General features: G+C 40.1%; 18 protein-coding genes. 12 read left to right on the forward strand and 6 right to left on the reverse strand.

The genetic code is table 11. The features are described from left to right. Nucleotides 1–48: 48 nt before the first annotated feature. The 4 genes from LU635_RS02375 to LU635_RS02390 all read right to left on the reverse strand — a co-directional run bounded on the left by LU635_RS02375 (nt 49) and on the right by LU635_RS02390 (nt 4,424). Entirely contained in the window at nt 49–1,179 is a 1,131-nt protein-coding gene (locus LU635_RS02375) for an App1 family protein (protein WP_240095810.1), read from the reverse strand. A 72-nt stretch (nt 1,180–1,251) separates the two neighbouring features. Further along, nucleotides 1,252–3,414: a xanthine dehydrogenase family protein molybdopterin-binding subunit gene (locus LU635_RS02380; protein WP_240095812.1), complete on the reverse strand. Its 2,163-nt coding sequence runs from the start codon at nt 3,412–3,414 to the stop codon at nt 1,252–1,254. Continuing rightward, nucleotides 3,411–3,881 carry a (2Fe-2S)-binding protein gene (locus LU635_RS02385; protein ID WP_240095814.1) on the reverse strand — a complete coding sequence of 157 codons (471 nt, stop codon included), beginning with the start codon at nt 3,879–3,881 and terminating at the stop codon, nt 3,411–3,413. Before LU635_RS02385 ends, LU635_RS02380 begins: the two co-directional genes overlap by 4 nt. 87 nt (nt 3,882–3,968) lie before the next feature. Continuing rightward, the gene (locus LU635_RS02390; protein ID WP_240095816.1) at nt 3,969–4,424 is read right to left on the reverse strand and encodes an SRPBCC domain-containing protein; all 456 of its coding nucleotides are present in this window, start codon (nt 4,422–4,424) and stop codon (nt 3,969–3,971) included. Between the two features lie 139 nt (nt 4,425–4,563). Between LU635_RS02390 and LU635_RS02395 the strand changes: the two genes are divergently transcribed. Then, nucleotides 4,564–6,045, forward strand: coding sequence for an SLC13 family permease (locus LU635_RS02395; RefSeq protein ID WP_240095818.1), 1,482 nt, complete (start codon nt 4,564–4,566; stop codon nt 6,043–6,045). Here LU635_RS02395 and LU635_RS02400 read toward each other — a convergent pair. Then, the gene (locus tag LU635_RS02400; RefSeq protein ID WP_240095820.1) at nt 6,042–7,088 is read right to left on the reverse strand and encodes a helix-turn-helix domain-containing protein; all 1,047 of its coding nucleotides are present in this window, start codon (nt 7,086–7,088) and stop codon (nt 6,042–6,044) included. The two genes, LU635_RS02395 and LU635_RS02400, sit on opposite strands and share 4 nt — an antisense overlap. 296 nt (nt 7,089–7,384) lie before the next feature. Here LU635_RS02400 and LU635_RS02405 point away from each other — a divergent pair, with 296 nt between their 5' ends. The 9 genes from LU635_RS02405 (at nt 7,385) to LU635_RS02445 (ending at nt 13,626) form a co-directional block, all read left to right on the forward strand. Then, nucleotides 7,385–7,564: a hypothetical protein gene (locus LU635_RS02405; protein ID WP_240095822.1), complete on the forward strand. Its 180-nt coding sequence runs from the start codon at nt 7,385–7,387 to the stop codon at nt 7,562–7,564. Between the two features lie 59 nt (nt 7,565–7,623). Continuing rightward, nucleotides 7,624–7,959 carry an arsenosugar biosynthesis-associated peroxidase-like protein gene (locus LU635_RS02410; RefSeq protein WP_240095824.1) on the forward strand — a complete coding sequence of 112 codons (336 nt, stop codon included), beginning with the start codon at nt 7,624–7,626 and terminating at the stop codon, nt 7,957–7,959. Between the two features lie 47 nt (nt 7,960–8,006). Then, a complete protein-coding gene (gene arsS / locus LU635_RS02415) occupies nt 8,007–9,062 on the forward strand; it encodes an arsenosugar biosynthesis radical SAM (seleno)protein ArsS (protein WP_240095826.1) in 1,056 nt (351 codons plus the stop codon). A 10-nt stretch (nt 9,063–9,072) separates the two neighbouring features. Further along, nucleotides 9,073–9,570, forward strand: coding sequence for a rhodanese-like domain-containing protein (locus tag LU635_RS02420; RefSeq protein ID WP_341482106.1), 498 nt, complete (start codon nt 9,073–9,075; stop codon nt 9,568–9,570). Next, a complete protein-coding gene (locus tag LU635_RS02425; RefSeq protein ID WP_240095828.1) occupies nt 9,571–10,191 on the forward strand; it encodes a TIGR04282 family arsenosugar biosynthesis glycosyltransferase in 621 nt (206 codons plus the stop codon). It abuts the gene before it with no gap. Beyond that, on the forward strand, nt 10,175–10,987 hold the full coding sequence (locus LU635_RS02430) for a purine-nucleoside phosphorylase (protein WP_240095830.1): 813 nt from the start codon (nt 10,175–10,177) through the stop codon (nt 10,985–10,987). Before LU635_RS02425 ends, LU635_RS02430 begins: the two co-directional genes overlap by 17 nt. Nucleotides 10,988–11,109: 122 nt before the next feature. Beyond that, nucleotides 11,110–12,078, forward strand: a complete 969-nt coding sequence (gene arsM / locus LU635_RS02435) for an arsenosugar biosynthesis arsenite methyltransferase ArsM (RefSeq protein WP_240095832.1) — start codon at nt 11,110–11,112, stop codon at nt 12,076–12,078. Between the two features lie 53 nt (nt 12,079–12,131). Beyond that, nucleotides 12,132–12,932: a DUF547 domain-containing protein gene (locus LU635_RS02440; RefSeq protein ID WP_240095834.1), complete on the forward strand. Its 801-nt coding sequence runs from the start codon at nt 12,132–12,134 to the stop codon at nt 12,930–12,932. A gap of 7 nt (nt 12,933–12,939) precedes the next feature. Next, nucleotides 12,940–13,626: a TIGR04283 family arsenosugar biosynthesis glycosyltransferase gene (locus LU635_RS02445; RefSeq protein WP_240095836.1), complete on the forward strand. Its 687-nt coding sequence runs from the start codon at nt 12,940–12,942 to the stop codon at nt 13,624–13,626. Here LU635_RS02445 and LU635_RS02450 read toward each other — a convergent pair. After that, entirely contained in the window at nt 13,616–14,647 is a 1,032-nt protein-coding gene (locus tag LU635_RS02450; protein ID WP_240095838.1) for a glycoside hydrolase family 113, read from the reverse strand. The genes LU635_RS02445 and LU635_RS02450 overlap by 11 nt on opposite strands. 107 nt (nt 14,648–14,754) lie before the next feature. Here LU635_RS02450 and LU635_RS02455 point away from each other — a divergent pair, with 107 nt between their 5' ends. Next, on the forward strand, nt 14,755–16,041 hold the full coding sequence (locus LU635_RS02455) for an NAD(P)/FAD-dependent oxidoreductase (RefSeq protein ID WP_240095839.1): 1,287 nt from the start codon (nt 14,755–14,757) through the stop codon (nt 16,039–16,041). A 51-nt stretch (nt 16,042–16,092) separates the two neighbouring features. Beyond that, entirely contained in the window at nt 16,093–16,662 is a 570-nt protein-coding gene (locus LU635_RS02460) for a transposase (protein WP_240095841.1), read from the forward strand. Nucleotides 16,663–16,702 lie beyond the last annotated feature (40 nt).

A 16,702-nucleotide genomic window follows, 5' to 3' on the forward strand; every position in this document is an offset into this window, starting at 1 on the left:
CCGTTTCCATTGGAAGCGGGTTTTTTTAGGAATAATTATTTAAAGAATCTATTCTTTATCTTTTTTGCAATCACTTTCAATCTCTTCAAGGTGTCCCTGGTTGATCCATTCCATATCGCAGCAATGTCTGGCTGCGTCCAGGGTATCCTCGATCAAAAACATTTCAACATCATTATCCTTTACCTTTTTAGCAATTTTTTCAATCTCTTTATCTCTTTTATCAGGTGAAACATCCCTAATATAAATCGCTTTGATCCTGCCGGGATATTTTTCAACAATCTGGCTGTAAATCTCCGGGTCATGCTGACCGCTGTCCCCAATACAAATAAAATTTAGATCTGGATAGGTTTCCAGAATATGGCTGATCCTTTCCTGCTTATATTCGTTCTTATTGATAGAGAATTTGCCTTTGGTGCCTTTATCTTTAAGTAATAATGGACCTTTAGGTATTTCCTGGTATTCAAAGAAATTTACCAGCAGGTCGAAAAGATTCCATTCGCTTCCTGAAACGTAAAATAATGCATTTCTGCCACTACCATCTGCTCCTTTCAAAAGGGCCCGTAAAAATGCAGCTATCCCGGGAAAAGGACTCCTTTCTGAGGCATCTTTAAGAAGCATTAGACGAAGTTTGGAAATAAAATCGGTGATCTGTGAGACCAGTACGGTGTCGTCTATATCTGAGATAACCCCAAACTCGGCGTCCTTATCAGGTACAAAAATTCTTGCCCTGGCTTTCATTTCATCATCTTCTGTCTTTGAATCCATTAATTCCAGTGCTACCTCAAAACCATGCTTTTCATAATCTATAGGTTCGTCAAATTCGAATTCAAAGTCAAAGAAACCTTCTTTATCTGTCTCTATTTTTAATTCTTTACCGGCATAAGTTGCTTTTACTAGAATGTTGGGAATTTCATCGGTCTCATAGCGTTTATAGGTGTTTCGAATATGCTTTAGCTTACTAACACCTTCTTCCTTGCTTTTAACCTTTTCCTTTTCCAGAACCCTGCCTTTAACAAAAATGTATTTCTCATTGCCATAGCCATAATAGGGCATGATTTTTATAGGTTCAATAAGATCCAGATGATCCTTAATACTGTATTTGGCTTTCGATATTTCGTTTTCTGCTTTTGTAATCGCTTGCAGAAGTCGATCTTTAATTCCTTCGGTCGTACTAATCATAATTTTTTTCTGATTCACTGTAAGTGAGGTATTGATTTAAATAATTTGTCAGCAGCCTCTTAAATTCCATTTTTATACACTGAAAGTCTTTTTCACGGGCAGGTCCCTCACTCGCTGGCCCGTCGCGGCATAAATTGCATTAACGATAGCTGCTGAAGTAGCACCCTGGGCAGCCTCGCCTGCGCCTAAAGGCGGTTCGTAAGGCCGATCAATAATCTGTACTTCCATATGAGGGATATTTGCAATTCGGAAGATTGGGTAGTCTTGCCAATCCAGGCTGGTCACATGGGTTTTGTCAAATTTCACTTCTTCCATCATGGTCCAGCTTGCAGACTGGATCATACCTCCTTCGGTTTGATTTTTTAGGCCATCAGGATTGATGACCTCCCCTGAATCTATTACGCCCCACATATTTTTGATCCTTATCCTCTGGTCTTTTTCCCGGCTTACTTTTACCGCAGCTCCAAAATATGAATCGGTGTTCTTATACCTGGAAAAGGCAAATCCTAATCCTTCATTTCCTGCCAAATGCAGGTTAGAAGTCATCTCCTTCAATTTATTCAATATATCTATCGCCCGTTGGTCTGTAAGATGATCAAGACGGAATTCAAGAGGATCCTTTCCTGCCTTTTCCGCCAGCTCATCCATAAAGCTTTCAATGGCAAAAATATTGGCATAGGCTCCAAGACTCCTTAAAGCCGAAACTCTTAAAGGGCCCTCGAAAAAATGTGCGTCAATTTTTTTATTTTGTATGGTATAGTAAGGCTGTGCATTCCTGTAAGCCCCTCCAAGATAGCCTTGAGAAGGTCCGGTTCTGGTTCCTTCATAGTAAGAAGTGGGCAGTAGATTTTCCTTTCTTCCCCCAGGACGTGTACTATGGGTGTCAGACCATAACTCGTATTTCCAGTTGTTAATCTTCCCATTCTTATCAAGGTTCCCTTCCAGCTCCATAAGCATTGCAGAGCCGTAGGGTTCCCAGCCGTGTTCATCACTCCTTGACCATTGCAGCCGAATATGCTTTCCGGGATTTTCCAGGGCAAGTATAGCGACTTCAGCAGATACATCATCAGCAGCGTTGTGGCCATAGCAGCCGGAGCCCGGTACTCCGGTTACTTGCATTTTGCCTTCGTTGATATTCAGAAGGTCGGCAACTGCCCCCTGTAATGGATATACTCCCTGACTATGGGTCCAGATCTGGAGTTTGTCCCCGTCAAAGAACCCAACAGCACATGAAGGCCCAATAGACCCATGCATAATATAAGGTTTCGAATAAAAAGCCTTGACGGAATTATCCCTGAAGTTCAAATTTCCGGTACTTTCGACATTTTCAGATTTTGACGAAATTTCCTTTATATAATCTTTCCAGGCATCAGTTTGAGGTAAGCTGGCAGGGACAGACCATTTACAATCCCTTTCAAGGATTTCTTTGGCCTTCTGCGCCTGATATTCATCGCCGGCAAGTATCCCGATAAAATTGTTTTTCCTGATAATATTAATGATAGTACTAAGTTTTTCTGCTTTTTCCGGTTTAAATTCTTCCAATACAGAGTTATATGCCGGAGGTCTTATTACACGGGCATGGATCATATCCGGAAATCTAAGGTCCTGAACATATACAGGTTCACCGGTAACCATTTTAAGAATATCTTTCCTGGGAACCGGGGTTCCCACAAGCTGGTATTCAGATTTCCGTTTTAATTTTATTTCTGAAGGGATGGCAGCCTCTATCTGTTTTCCCTGAAGAACTTCTGGAAAGGAATAAGCTTTGCCATTTTCTTTATTGAGGATCTTGCCTTTTTGAAGAATTAGGGATTGTTTCTGTAAATTATATTTTTCTGAAGCAGTTTCAAGGAGTATATCTGCAGCAGTCGCTGCAGCCTTTCTTACATTCATGGCACTTTGGGTGATAGAACGGCTCCCCGCGGTATATCCTTCATTGGGTGTTGTCTTGGTTTCGGCAAGGTGTACTTCAACTTGGTCTATATCCATATTGAGTTCTTCTGCAGCCACCTGTGCGATCGCGATCCGTATTCCCTGTCCCAGTTCCATTTTACCGGTGAAGATGAGTATCCTGCCATCTTCCAGAACCTGGAACCAGTCCTTTACCCTTGGGTCCTGCATAATGACTTCTTCAAAACCACAACTTTCATAAGAAAGGACAGTCTCTGGGATCATGCTGAAACCAATGGCAACATAACCGGTGTTTTTAATAAAAGTTCTGCGGGTGATCTTCATCTTAATCGGCTTTTAGCTGCAGCTTTTTCAACTGCCTTTATAAACCTGCTGTGAGTTCCACACCGGCAGAGTACTCTTTTCAGTCCTTCATCAATGGCGGCCCTATCGGGATCGGGATTTTCCTTCAATAATGAAATCGTGGAGATAAGCATTCCGTTAAGGCAGTATCCGCATTGGGCTGCCTGTTCTTCAAGAAATGCTTCCTGTACAGGATGTAATTTGTCCCTGTTTCCCAGTCCCTTCAGGGTTATGATATCTCTATTCTGAACTACACTTACGGGAATCCTGCAGCTGGGATAGGCTTTATCGTCCAGCAGGACCATACATGCGCCACATTGTTCATAACCACAGCCGTATTTAGGCCCGTTCAATTCCAGCTGATTTCTAAGTACGTAAAGCAAAGGGGTTTCCGGATCCGTTTCCAGTTGATACTTTTTAGAATTTACGGTAAGAGATATTTTATCCATGCTTTCGCTTATTTAGGGATTGTGCCGGTGATTCCTAAATATAACGAAAATATAAATATCTGAATTTAAGGTTTTTATGGTTTGATGTTACGAGTTCTTCATGAAGTCGAAAGCTCCTTTCCTTAGATTGATATCATATTCAAGATAAGCCTTAAGGCAGGCCAGGAAATTTGCCCATCCTTCAGAATTTCTTCCAAACCATTCAATCCCTTTATCATTGGTATCCATTTTCCCTTCCGTAATTCTTACCAGGGTGTTGTTATCAGCTCTGGATTCAAGTTTGATGTCTACATTCAGCTTTTTACCCGGGGCTCCTTCCCATTCAAAAGCAATTAGCTGCGGCTGTATCACTTTGGTTACTTCTATATTAAATTTGTCATCAAATTCAGGGAATTTCCAGGTAATGGTTTCTCCCTCAATCATTTTACCACTGCCTTCTGCAATAAAATAATTAGACATTTTAGCCGGATCTATAATGGCGTCAAATACTTCATCTACTGGTTTCGAGATTTGAATGGCGGTTTTTATTTCAAGCTGTGTCATAAGATTTATTTAGGTAGAATTTTAAAGTTCGGAAAAATTATTCTTTTTACTAATTATTTATGCCTGGAAGTAAAGATGCGACGCATCAGATGAAGCCTTATTATTTTATTTATCTTGGTTGAGAAAACTGACTGACCTCATGAATCAAAATATTAAAAGACTCATTCTGCTTCTGGGCCCTTTGATGTTTATTTTATTACAAATACTGGGAAGACCGGCATCAATGCCCGAAGAAGCGTTTGAAGTATTATGTGTTACTATCTGGATGGCCCTGTGGTGGGTCTTTGAGGTCATACCTATTTCGGTAACTGCGATTTTACCAATAATCCTTTTTCCTTTAACCGGTGCGGTTGATATTGAAACAACTACCGCTGCATTCGGTCATAAATACGTTTTTCTCTATCTGGGAGGTTTTATACTAGCTGTGGCAATAGAAAAATGGGACCTTCATAAAAGGATCGCACTTTCAATTATCAATCTGATTGGAACCAATATCAAACTTATTATCCTGGGTTTTATGGTAGCTACAGCCTTTTTGTCTATGTGGATCTCCAATACAGCTACAACTGTTATGATGCTTCCTATCGGGACAGCGATAATTTCCCAGTTAAAGGATAATCCCAGTACCGCTGAGGATGAAAACAAAATTTTCGGAAAGGCACTAATGCTTGCCATAGCTTATAGCGCCTCTATTGGCGGGGTTGCCACCTTAATTGGAACGCCTCCCAACCTTGTTTTTGCAGGAATAGTAGAAGAACTCTATGGTATTGAGATCAGTTTTCTTAAATGGTTAATGCTTGGCTTACCTATTTCTATTGTACTTCTTTTCCTGTGCTGGAAGTATCTCACTGTAAAAGCCTTTAATTTTGGTCAAAGTCGGTTCCCGGGTGGGAAAGAGGAAATACGACGTCTCTTGCAGCAGCTCGGGAATCTGAATAAGCAGGAGAAAAGAGTATTACTGGTTTTTAGCCTGACAGCTTTCTGTTGGATCAGCCGAAGTTTTTTGTTGCAACCATTTCTGCCTTTTATAGACGATACCATAATAGCCATGTCAGCGGCGGTTGTCCTTTTTATAATTCCTTCGGGTAAACCAAAACAAAAACTTATTAGCTGGGAAGAAGCAGTTAAAATTCCATGGGGTATTATTCTGCTTTTTGGTGGAGGCATGGCACTGGCTAAAGGTTTTAGCGATTCCGGTTTGGCAGTGTGGATAGGAGAGCAGCTCGTAAACCTTGAAAATTTACCTCTATTCCTTCTCGTTGTAGTACTCATAGCTGCCGTGAATTTTCTAACAGAAGTCACTTCCAATCTGGCAACAACGGCCATGCTGTTACCTATACTGGCTCCCATGGCTGTGGCTCTTGATTTGCACCCTTATTTTTTGATGGTCGGCGCCACGCTTGCAGCTTCCTGTGCATTCATGCTTCCGGTGGCCACACCTCCCAATGCGGTGGTTTTTGGATCCGGTTATCTGCACATCCCCGATATGATAAGAACGGGAATATGGATGAATATAGTTTCGATAATTATCCTGAGCCTGGTGGTATATTTTGCCTTACCTATAATCTGGGATTTCGATCCTGAAGTGATACCCAAGAAATTTGAATTGTCAAAAATCTAATTCGTATCTCCTTGTATTTCCTCTTCTGAGTGATTTTTCTTTGACTTTAAAAAGTATTTTGGACTCACCCCATATTTTTCTTTGAATATCTTCGAGAAGTAACTGCGATTGTTCAGCCCAATAGATGTCACGATCTCAGAAATGTTCTTTTCGGAAAGCATCAGCATTTCTTTGGCAGCCTCAAGCTTTACATGCTGCATGTATTTGTTCACCGTAAGATTATAGACATACTTAAAACCATCCTGGAGTTTATTCACATTGGTACCCGCTTCTTTAGCAAGAGACTCAACAGTATGATTTGTGCTAAGATCTCCCTGGATGCGTTTGGCTACATAATCTACTTTTTGGATGTCAGATTTTCTGAGGATCTTTGGCAGGTTTTCACCGTTCTCATCGTCTTCATACTGAGCTATCTGTATTACCATCATCTCAAAGGCTTTTCCTTCCAAAAAGAGACTCCTCAGAAAACCGGTATAATCCTTAGTGTTGATCGCGTCCATAAGATCTGCCGCTTTAATACTGTAATTCCCCTGGTAAAAAAATTGGTTTTTAGAAACCGCGTCCTTGAAAAGTTCTTTCAGTGTAGGGTCCAGATCTTTGAAATCATAATTAGAACGGTGGGCAAAAATAGACCTTATAATTTCCAGACTTGAAACGTGAGTGGGAACATTCTTTTTGAAGTATAATATATGACCATCGTAGCCACTACTGCTCACTACGATATTTTGATACGGATCAATTTTATGGACCTTATCGCTCTTTTGAAAACTATGTTTAACGCTCCCTTCTGAACAGAAAATGAATTTAAGCGGATGCACGGTATTGATAGAGAAATGGATCTCTACGTCTTCATTAAATTTACAATTGTAGTTGACAAAACCTATTCCGGAATCAAAACTGCATCCCCTGATATATCCTTCACCTAGTTCTGAAGGAATCTCAATAGTCAGTTCACCACTGCTGTTTTTCAATTCCGTCTCCAAACAACCAGCAATATCTTCCAGGATCTCATTTACCGGTAAAGTTTTTACATTTATTCTCATATGCAGTAGTGGTGCTAATAACGCCCATTTAAAGTTAAGCGTTTTTAACAAATTATTTAAAAATATTGGTGGCGTAAAATTATAATTTGTGTGAAAAAATTAAGAATCGGAAAGAAATATATTATTCTTTGAGATAATTGTAATGCGAAAAACGTTATTCACAATCTTCCGAAAGCTATTATTCAGGCAGGTTTCAGTTTTATGAGGTCAAATTCCCGAATGAAAATAATTTGTTAAATGTTACTGCTGTCTTCTTAGTAGGTCCTTTTTATTTTAAATTCAGGAAAAGTAATATTATGAGTAAACATGACAGATCTTCACCGGTGCCTACCAAGCATCGTGAATCGGAAGAAGGAAGAAATCAATCAACAGAGACAAGAACCGATAAGTCCAGATCAAAATTATGGATCGTTATACTTATTGTTATTGTATTTTTACTTATTATTCTTGCCGTAACAGGCGTTGTAACCTTATAAAACTGATCGCCTTAATTTTTCGTAAATATTTTAAATGCTTAAAGCATAATTGATTCGCTATGTCTAAAAATTATTATGATCCTGCCGATTTGAGAAAATTCAGGGAGATAACTGAATGGAGTGAAGAACTGGGTACTAAATTCTTTGATTATTATGGAAAAGTGTTCGAGGAAGGAGCGCTATCTGCCAGGGAGAAATCCCTTATCGCCCTTGCTGTTTCGCATGTGGTGAAATGCCCTTATTGCATTGATGCCTACACCAAGGATGGGTTGCAGCGTGGGATTACCAAAGAAGAGATGATGGAAGCCGTTCATGCCGGTGCAGCCATAGAAAGTGGTGCGACCCTGGTCCATGGCGTGCAAATGATGAATAAATACAAAAAGCTGAGCATGTAAGTTAATTCAGAAAAACTGAACTAACTAATACTCAAGAAAACCTGTTTATGACAATTAAGTCTTTAAAAGCCAGAAAGGACGATCTTTCAAGCCCTGAAAACCAACTCGAATTTTTAAGTAATGGGATCTTTAAGAAAGGGGAACTGCCTCTTTTTAAAGAAAAGATCGCTGAATCTGGAAAATATCCTTTAAAGCCCAAAAAGCTTGAAATATTACAGATCAACCTTGGTTATATGTGTAACCAGGTTTGTTCACATTGCCATGTAGATGCGGGCCCTGACAGGAAGGAGATCATGACACCGGCAACAATGAAGCAGTGTCTGGAAGTGATCAAAAACACAGGAGCACATACGCTTGATCTTACCGGCGGTGCTCCGGAAATGAACCCTAATTTCAGGTGGTTTGTGGAAGAAGCTTCCAAAGCCGGGATCAAAGATTTTATCGTTCGTTCAAATCTTACCATTATTCTTGCTAACAAGAAATATCATGATCTGCCCGAATTTTTCAGGCAACATAATGTGCATGTGGTTTCTTCCCTTCCTTTTTATAAAAGGGAAAAGACAGATAAACAGCGTGGGAGTGGTGTTTTTGACAAGTCTATCAAGGCGCTTCAGATGCTGAATAAAGTGGGATATGCGCAGGAAGGGACTGGCTTGAAACTGGACCTGGTCTATAACCCGTCAGGAGCATTTCTTCCAACCAATCAGCAGGCCATGGAAAATGATTTTAAAGTGGCATTAAAGGAGGATTTCAATATAGATTTTGACAATCTCTTTGCAATCACAAATTTACCAATAAGTCGTTTTCTGGAATATCTTATCGCTTCAGAAAATTATGAAGATTATATGTATTCTTTGGTGGAGGCCTACAATCCTTCGGCTGTTGAAAACGTAATGTGTACAAATACGATTTCGATAAGCTGGGACGGCTGGTTATACGATTGCGATTTTAATCAGATGCTGGACCTTAAAGTGAATAGCAAGGTGAAGCACATCAGTGAATATAATGAAGACCTGTTAAACGATAGAAATATTATCATTTCTCAACATTGCTACGGTTGCACAGCAGGAGCCGGTAGTAGTTGTCAGGGAAGCGTTGCATAGGATTTTGGATATGATGAAGCCCCATTTATTTCTTTTGATACTTATGTCTGCTTTGCCTTCGTTGTACGCACAGCAATCTATCGGTGATCTTTTGGAAAAATATAACTCCGGGAATGTCCCGTACATTTCTGTCGAGGAATTAAGAATGCAGCAGCTGGATAGCAATGTGATCATCCTGGATGCACGTGAACAGGAGGAATTTGAGGTAAGTCATATTAAAGGTGCTCATTTTATAGGCTATAATGAATTCGATATTTCCCGGCTTAATAATTATCCTAAGAACAGGAAGATAGTGGTCTACTGTTCTATTGGGGTAAGATCAGCCAAGATCGGGGATAAGCTCCAGAATGCTGGCTTCAAAAATGTAAGAAATCTTTACGGCGGAATCTTTTCCTGGAAAAATAAGGGATATGAAGTTATGAATTCTGAAGGAAAGCAAACAGAGAAAGTGCATGCATACTCAAAGCACTGGTCAAATTGGTTAAAAAATGCCGAAAAGGTTTATTAAGTGAATAAAGAGAATCTACTTATAATTTTTACCAAAAATCCCGTTAGGGGTAAGGTGAAGACGAGGCTTGCCAAAGACCTTGGAGAAGAGAATGCACTGGAAATTTATAAATTCCTTTTAAAACATTCTTTTGATATAACTGTCTCTCTTGAGGTGACTAAACAGGTGTATTATTCAGATGAGATACCTGAGAAAGATATGTGGAATGATGGGAATTTCATTAAAAAACAACAGAAAGGAAATGATCTTGGCGAACGGATGGAGAATGCTTTTAAAGATGGATTTGCAGATGGTTTTCAAAGAATTGTAATCATTGGGACAGATCTTATCGAGCTGAAGACAGATGATATTAAGGAAGCTTTCAGGCATTTATATGATAATGATTATGTAGTGGGTCCTGCGGAAGACGGAGGATATTATCTTCTAGGTATGAATTCTTTAAATTCGGAAATCTTTAAAAATAAAGAATGGAGTACTTCCGGTGTTCTGAGAGATACATTGAAGGATATGGAAGGCTCTAAAATCAAATTATTACGAACCCAAAACGATATAGATGTGCCTGGTGACATTGAAGCTCACCCGGTCTTTCAAAAAATTATAGAATATGAGCGACAGAATTGATGAATCTGTAGACTATTTAAAATCCAAAGGCTTTGGCAAGCCTGAAATAGGTATTATCCTGGGAACCGGCCTGGGTCAGTTACTGGATGAAATCGATATTGAAGTAGAGACAAGTTATAACCATATTCCCTATTTTCCAACGGCTACCGTAGAATTTCACAAAGGGAAACTTATTTACGGTAGCCTGGAAGGAAAGAAGGTTGTGGTGATGCAGGGAAGGTTCCATCTCTATGAAGGCTACAGTCTTTTTGATGTAACCTATCCCGTAAGAGTCATGAAAAGACTGGGGATAAAAAGAATGCTGGTTTCAAATGCTTCCGGGGCGATCAACCTTGATTTCCAAAAGGGCGAACTAATGCTGATAGATGATCATATTAACCTGCAGGGAGGTTCACCTCTGGCTTTTCATGGGGTAGATCGTTTGGGAGAGCGTTTCGTAGATATGAGCGAGCCTTACGATCCCGATATGAACAGGCTTTTTGAAGAATCTGCAAAGGAGAATAATATCACTTTACATAAGGGAGTATATGCCTCAGTACTGGGTCCGCAACTGGAGACCAGGGCAGAGTACAGATACCTTAAAATCATCGGCGCAGATGCGGTAGGGATGAGTACCGTTCCCGAGGTGATTGTAGCCAATCACCTTGAGATTCCCGTTTCGGCAATTTCAGTGATAACAGATCAGGGAGATCCTGATAATCTTGAAAAGGTGAATATAAAGGATATCCTGGCCATGGCTGCGAAAGCGGAACCCGATATGGTAAAATTATTTAAAGGAATACTAAATAAAATTTAAGAATAAATTGATTTGAGGCATTTTGGAAGCTATCCCGGGAGATAAGGCTTTAATCTGATAGGAAGAATTCGCCACGAATATAAATTTCAAATTCTCAAATCATCCCATTGATAAATTAATAAATGAGCTATTTAGAAACGACAAAAGATGTATACAGGGAGGCGGCTTTAACGCCTGATGTTGGATTATGCTGCACCACCAATCCCATCTGGGAATTACCTGGATTAAAGATCCCGAAGATCATGCAGGAAATGAACTATGGTTGTGGAACCACTGTACATGCCAGGGACCTTACCAATAGTCCCAAAACGCTGTATGTAGGTGTGGGCGGAGGAATGGAATTGCTTCAGTTCGCTTATTTTTCAAGGCAGGAATCCGGGGTGGTAGGAGTAGATGTGGTGGACGAAATGCTGGAGGCTTCGAGAAGGAATTTTAAGGAAGCCGAGGAATTGAATCCCTGGTTCAAATCTGAATTCGTAGATCTGAAAAAAGGAGATGCCACAGATCTTCCGGTGGAGGACAATTCCATTGATGTGGCTGCCCAGAACTGCCTTTTTAATATTTTCAAGACCGAAGAGCTTACAAAAGCTTTAAAGGAAATGTATCGTGTTCTGAAACCTCATGGCCGGCTGGTGATGAGCGATCCTACCTGCGAGCAGGAGATGAACGAAGAGCTAAGGAATGATGAAAGGTTACGTGCCTTATGCCTTAGCGGAAGCCTTCCTATTAAGGATTATGTAAAAGCGCTGACGGATGCAGGCTTTGGTACCATTGAGATTCGTGCCAGGAAACCATATAGAATCCTGGATCCTAAAAACTATCCTACCAAAAATCTCGTATATATAGAGTCTATTGAAGTGGCCGCGATCAAAGATCCGATGCCGGAGGATGGTCCCTGTGTTTTTACGGGAAAAGCAGCGATTTATTACGGTGAAGATGATCATTTTGATGACGGGGCAGGTCATATTCTCATTAAGAATCAGCCTTTGGCGATCTGTGATAAAACTGCCGGAGCACTGGCTTCTCTGGGGAGAGATGATATATTTATTAGTGAGTCTACCTTCCATTACGATGGCGGGGGTTGTTGCTAAGAGATGTTTTGCCAGGCTGAGCTGAGTCGAAATCCATATTTTAAAAAGATATTATGAAAAAGCTTATTCTGATTTTTGCACTCCTGATTTGCGGAGTCTTCGCTTTTGCTTCCTGTAACCTTATTTCCAGCGCAGGTTTTAATAGTAAAGGGCTTCCAAATCCTGATGTAAATGATGAAATAAGGGCAGAAATGGGATCAGAGGTTCAGCTTGATCACGGTGCCTGGAATTCGCTTCTTCAGAAATATGTGGCTGAAAACGGCCTGGTGAATTATAAGGCTTTTAAGAAGGACAGAGAGAAGCTGGATGAATACCTGAAAATGTTATCAGATCAGGTTCCTGATGATAGCTGGTCTGATGCTGAGTTACTGGCCTACTATATCAATCTTTATAATGCCTATACGGTAGATCTTATCCTGAGGAATTATCCGGTAAAGAGTATCAAGGATATTGACGGCCCATGGACAAATGAATTCGTCAGGGTTGGTGATGCCAATATCTCGCTTGGTGCATTAGAGAACAGTATCCTCAGAAAGATGAATGAGCCAAGGATACATTTTGCGATTAATTGTGCGTCCATATCCTGTCCAAAATTAATGGATGAAGCCTATACGGCAGAAAAGATAGAAGAGCAGCTTGAAAAGGCTACCAGGGAATTTATCAATTCCGATAAGAATGAGATCACTGCCAATTCCGTTAAGCTATCATCGATCTTTGACTGGTATAAAGGAGACTTTACTGAAGATGGCATGACGCTTATAGACTATGTGAACCAATATTCCGACACCAGGATTAATTCAGGTGCCTCCATATCCTTTAAAGAATATGACTGGAATCTTAACGAAGCCAAGTAGTTGACTGATGATCAGTCTTGTTATTCCAGTCTATAATGAAGAAGAGCAGCTTCCGGTTCTTTTAAACCATCTGGAAAAGGTTTCAGCTGGTAATATTTCAGAAATTATAATCGTTGATGGTGGTAGTAATGATGGTACGGCAGAGGTTGTAAAAAATTTCGAAAAAACAGTTTATATAAATTCAGAAAAGGGACGTGCTATTCAAATGAATAAAGGTGCACAGGCCGCGAATTCTGATATTCTCTATTTCCTTCATGCAGATAGTCTTCCGCCGGAGGAATTCGATAAACTTATCCTGGAGCAGGTAGAAAAAGCTAATAAAGCCGGTTGTTTTCAGATGAAGTTCGATAAGGACCACTGGTGGCTTAATTTAATGGGTTGGCTTACAAGAGTAAATCATATCTCCTGCCGGGGTGGTGATCAGTCTCTTTTTGTGGAAAAGGAACTTTTTGAAAAGATCGGAGGCTTTGATGAATCCTATAAGGTCTATGAAGATAACGAGATCGTAAAACGTTTGTATGAGCAGAACCAATTTGTGATCATAAAGAGCTGGCTTACAACATCAGCACGCCTTTACGAAAAATTGGGCGTATGGAAAACACAGCTTCTTTTTGTGGAGATCTACTGGAAAAGAAGGTTCGGTGCAACAGCCGAGGAACTCTACACTCACTACTACAGGAGGCTTAATTCCTGAATTTCCTGTAATATTCCCTAACCACCTTTTCGGCAGGTTTATTTTGTGGTGTAAAGCGATTGTTCTCAATTCCTCCCGCTTCTTCATGCTGATGCCATTTCCATAAAAAACCTCCTGCAAACCAGTTCTCGGTCCAGAACTCTTCGTAGATTACAGAAAGTGCCCTTGCCTGCAGGTTATGGTTTATACTACTGATCTCTCTTTCCGAATTCCAGGGTTCTTTTAACGCGAAATCAACATTTCGGTAACCATATTCGGTAAACATAACCGGAATACGATGAGTGGAAGAAAGTTCTTTAAGCATTTCTTTGTGCTGTTTCCAGCCTTCCTGAATTTCTTCCTGGTTTGGGGATATTTTTTCACTTAAGGGGAAATAGGCGTCTGCACCAATATAGTCGAGGTCTTCCCAGATATCAGTTTTATCCACTTTATCCCAGTTCTCAGCATAGACTAATTTGCCATCGTATGTCATTCTTAATTCGGCGATCAGATCCTTCCAGAATTCCGGTCGTTCATTCACGAAATTGAATAGTTCCGTTCCAATACAAAACAGTTCAACATTATGTTCTGCGGCAATGGAAGCATACAAAAGAATATATTGGCGATATGAAGATTCAAACTTTTTCCAGTCCGCTTCAGAAGAAAAATCAAGATCTCCCGTAAACTGCCCGTTCCTTATCCAGATCTGAGGTTTTACCATGATCTTAAGATTCCTTGCCTGAACCAGTTTAATAGCCTGCTCAATCCCTTCTGCCCTTTCTCCAAACCATTGTCTATCAAGATTAAAATAAAGTTCGGCTTCATTGGTGTGCCGCATAAAGGCAAAGGGCATGAGAGCGACTGCATTTGAGTTTATATCAAGGATTTTTTCAATATGATCTTTAGTAAGACTATCCCTGGAAGCAACCAGGCTCAGGCCATTCAACTTTTTAGCATTGAGGGGAATATCAGCCTGGCAGGAACATAAAAATGTTCCGACTATATAAATGAAAAGTTTAAAATGCTTTTTCGGCAGGGTCATGTCTCAGCTATTATTTAAGCACAGTACTTGGGATTCTGGCTATTTTCTGCTTACTTTACTCGAATACAGTTCTGGCAAAATCAGCCTTGCCAAATTATGAAAAATTAATGGAGCATATCGTAATTATTGGAAATGGCATTTCCGGGATCACTGCCGCCAGGCATATCCGGAAAAGATCTGATAACAGGATCACTGTGATCTCTGCTGAATCTGACTTTTTCTTTTCCCGTACCGCCCTTATGTATGTCTATATGGGCCATATGAAGTGGGAACATCTGAAACCTTATGAAGACTGGTTCTGGGAAAAGAACAGGATTGAGTTGAAGAATGCCTGGGTTGAAAATATCGATTTTGATAAAAAGGAGCTTAATTTTTCTGAAGGGGATTCTATGACTTATGATAAACTGGTGCTGGCGACCGGCTCGGTCTATAACAAATTTGGCTGGGAAGGTGAAGACCTTGAAGGCGTACAGGGACTGGTGAGTAAACAGGATCTGGAACTGCTTGAGAAGAATACAAAATTCACAAAAAAGGCGGTCATTGTCGGTGGCGGACTGATAGGCGTTGAACTTGCTGAAATGCTGCGTACCAGAAAGATCGAAGTGACTTTCCTTGTGCGTGAGCAGGCTTTCTGGCATAATGTTTTGCCTCTTCCTGAAGGTGAGATGATATCCGATCATATTAAAGCCCACGGCATAGACCTAAGACATAATGTTGAACTTGATAAGATCCTTTCTGACGGAAACGGTAGAGTGAGGGCAGTAACTACCAGTGAAGGTGAAGAAATTGAATGCCAGTTAGTAGGTTTATGTACAGGTGTACGTCCCAATATTGAGTTTTTAAGGGATACTCCGCTGGAGACAGATAAAGGCATACTTGTCAATGAATATCTGGAAACGAATATCCCTGATGTATATGCCATTGGTGATTGTGTGCAGCATCGCCAGATTTCTGGTGGAAGAAAAGCTGTTGAACAGGTATGGTATACCGGCAGGATCATGGGGGAAACACTCGCGCAAACTTTAACGGGAAACCCCACGAAATATACTCCCGGGAACTGGTTCAATTCAGCTAAATTCTTTGATATAGAATATCAGACCTATGGCTGGGTTTTACCAAAATCCACGGCCAACGAATCACATTTTTACTGGCAGCACCGCAAGGAACTTAAGGCCATTACCATTGCATATAATAAGGATTCGGGGGAATTTATAGGGATCAATACTTTTGGAATCAGGATGCGGCATGAAGTTCTCGATAAATGGCTTACCGAAAAGAAGAGCATAGAGTTCGTTCTGGCCAATCTGAAACAGGCCAATTTCGATCCCGAATTCTACGACCACCATGAAAAGGAAATTTTCAGAAGTTTTAAGAATAATCTACAGGAAGCATAAAAATGTAAAGACCTCACTGGTCTTAAAACCTGTGAGGTTTAACTAAGAAAGATGCAATACGAACCATTGATAGCAGACAGATATTACCACGTTTTTAACCGTGGTAATAACAAACAGCAGATTTTCTTTGAAAGGGAGAATTATCATTATTTTTTAAAACTCATTAAAAAATATCTGGTCCCTGTTTGCGATGTCTACGCCTATTGCTTAATAAGTAATCACTTCCATTTACTCATAAAAACAAAAGGGGAGATTGCTGATAAGGCTATTTCCCAGGCTTTCTCTAATTGTTTTAACTCTTATACAAAAGCCATTAATAAATCTTATAATAGAAGTGGGAGCTTGTTTCAGGATAGGTTTAAAAGAAAAGTGGTGCAAGAGGAGAAGTATTTGCGTAAGTTGATTATTTATATTCATTTGAACCCGGAGCTTCATCAATTAATTGAAGATTTTACCAATTATGATTTCTCTTCTTTTAAAAGTTTCCTGACGGTAAAACCAAGTTTATTGAAAAGAGAGGAAGTTCTAGGTCTTTTTGGTGACCTCGAGAATTTTAAGTTTGTACATGCAGAACGAAATTTTGAAATTGAACAAAACAAAGAGGAGCTATTCTTAGAATAAAGGAGACCTCACAGGTTTTTAAAACCTGTGAGGTCTAAAA

The organism is Christiangramia crocea, from assembly GCF_022410465.1.
Taxonomy (GTDB): Bacteria; Bacteroidota; Bacteroidia; order Flavobacteriales; family Flavobacteriaceae; genus Christiangramia; species Christiangramia crocea.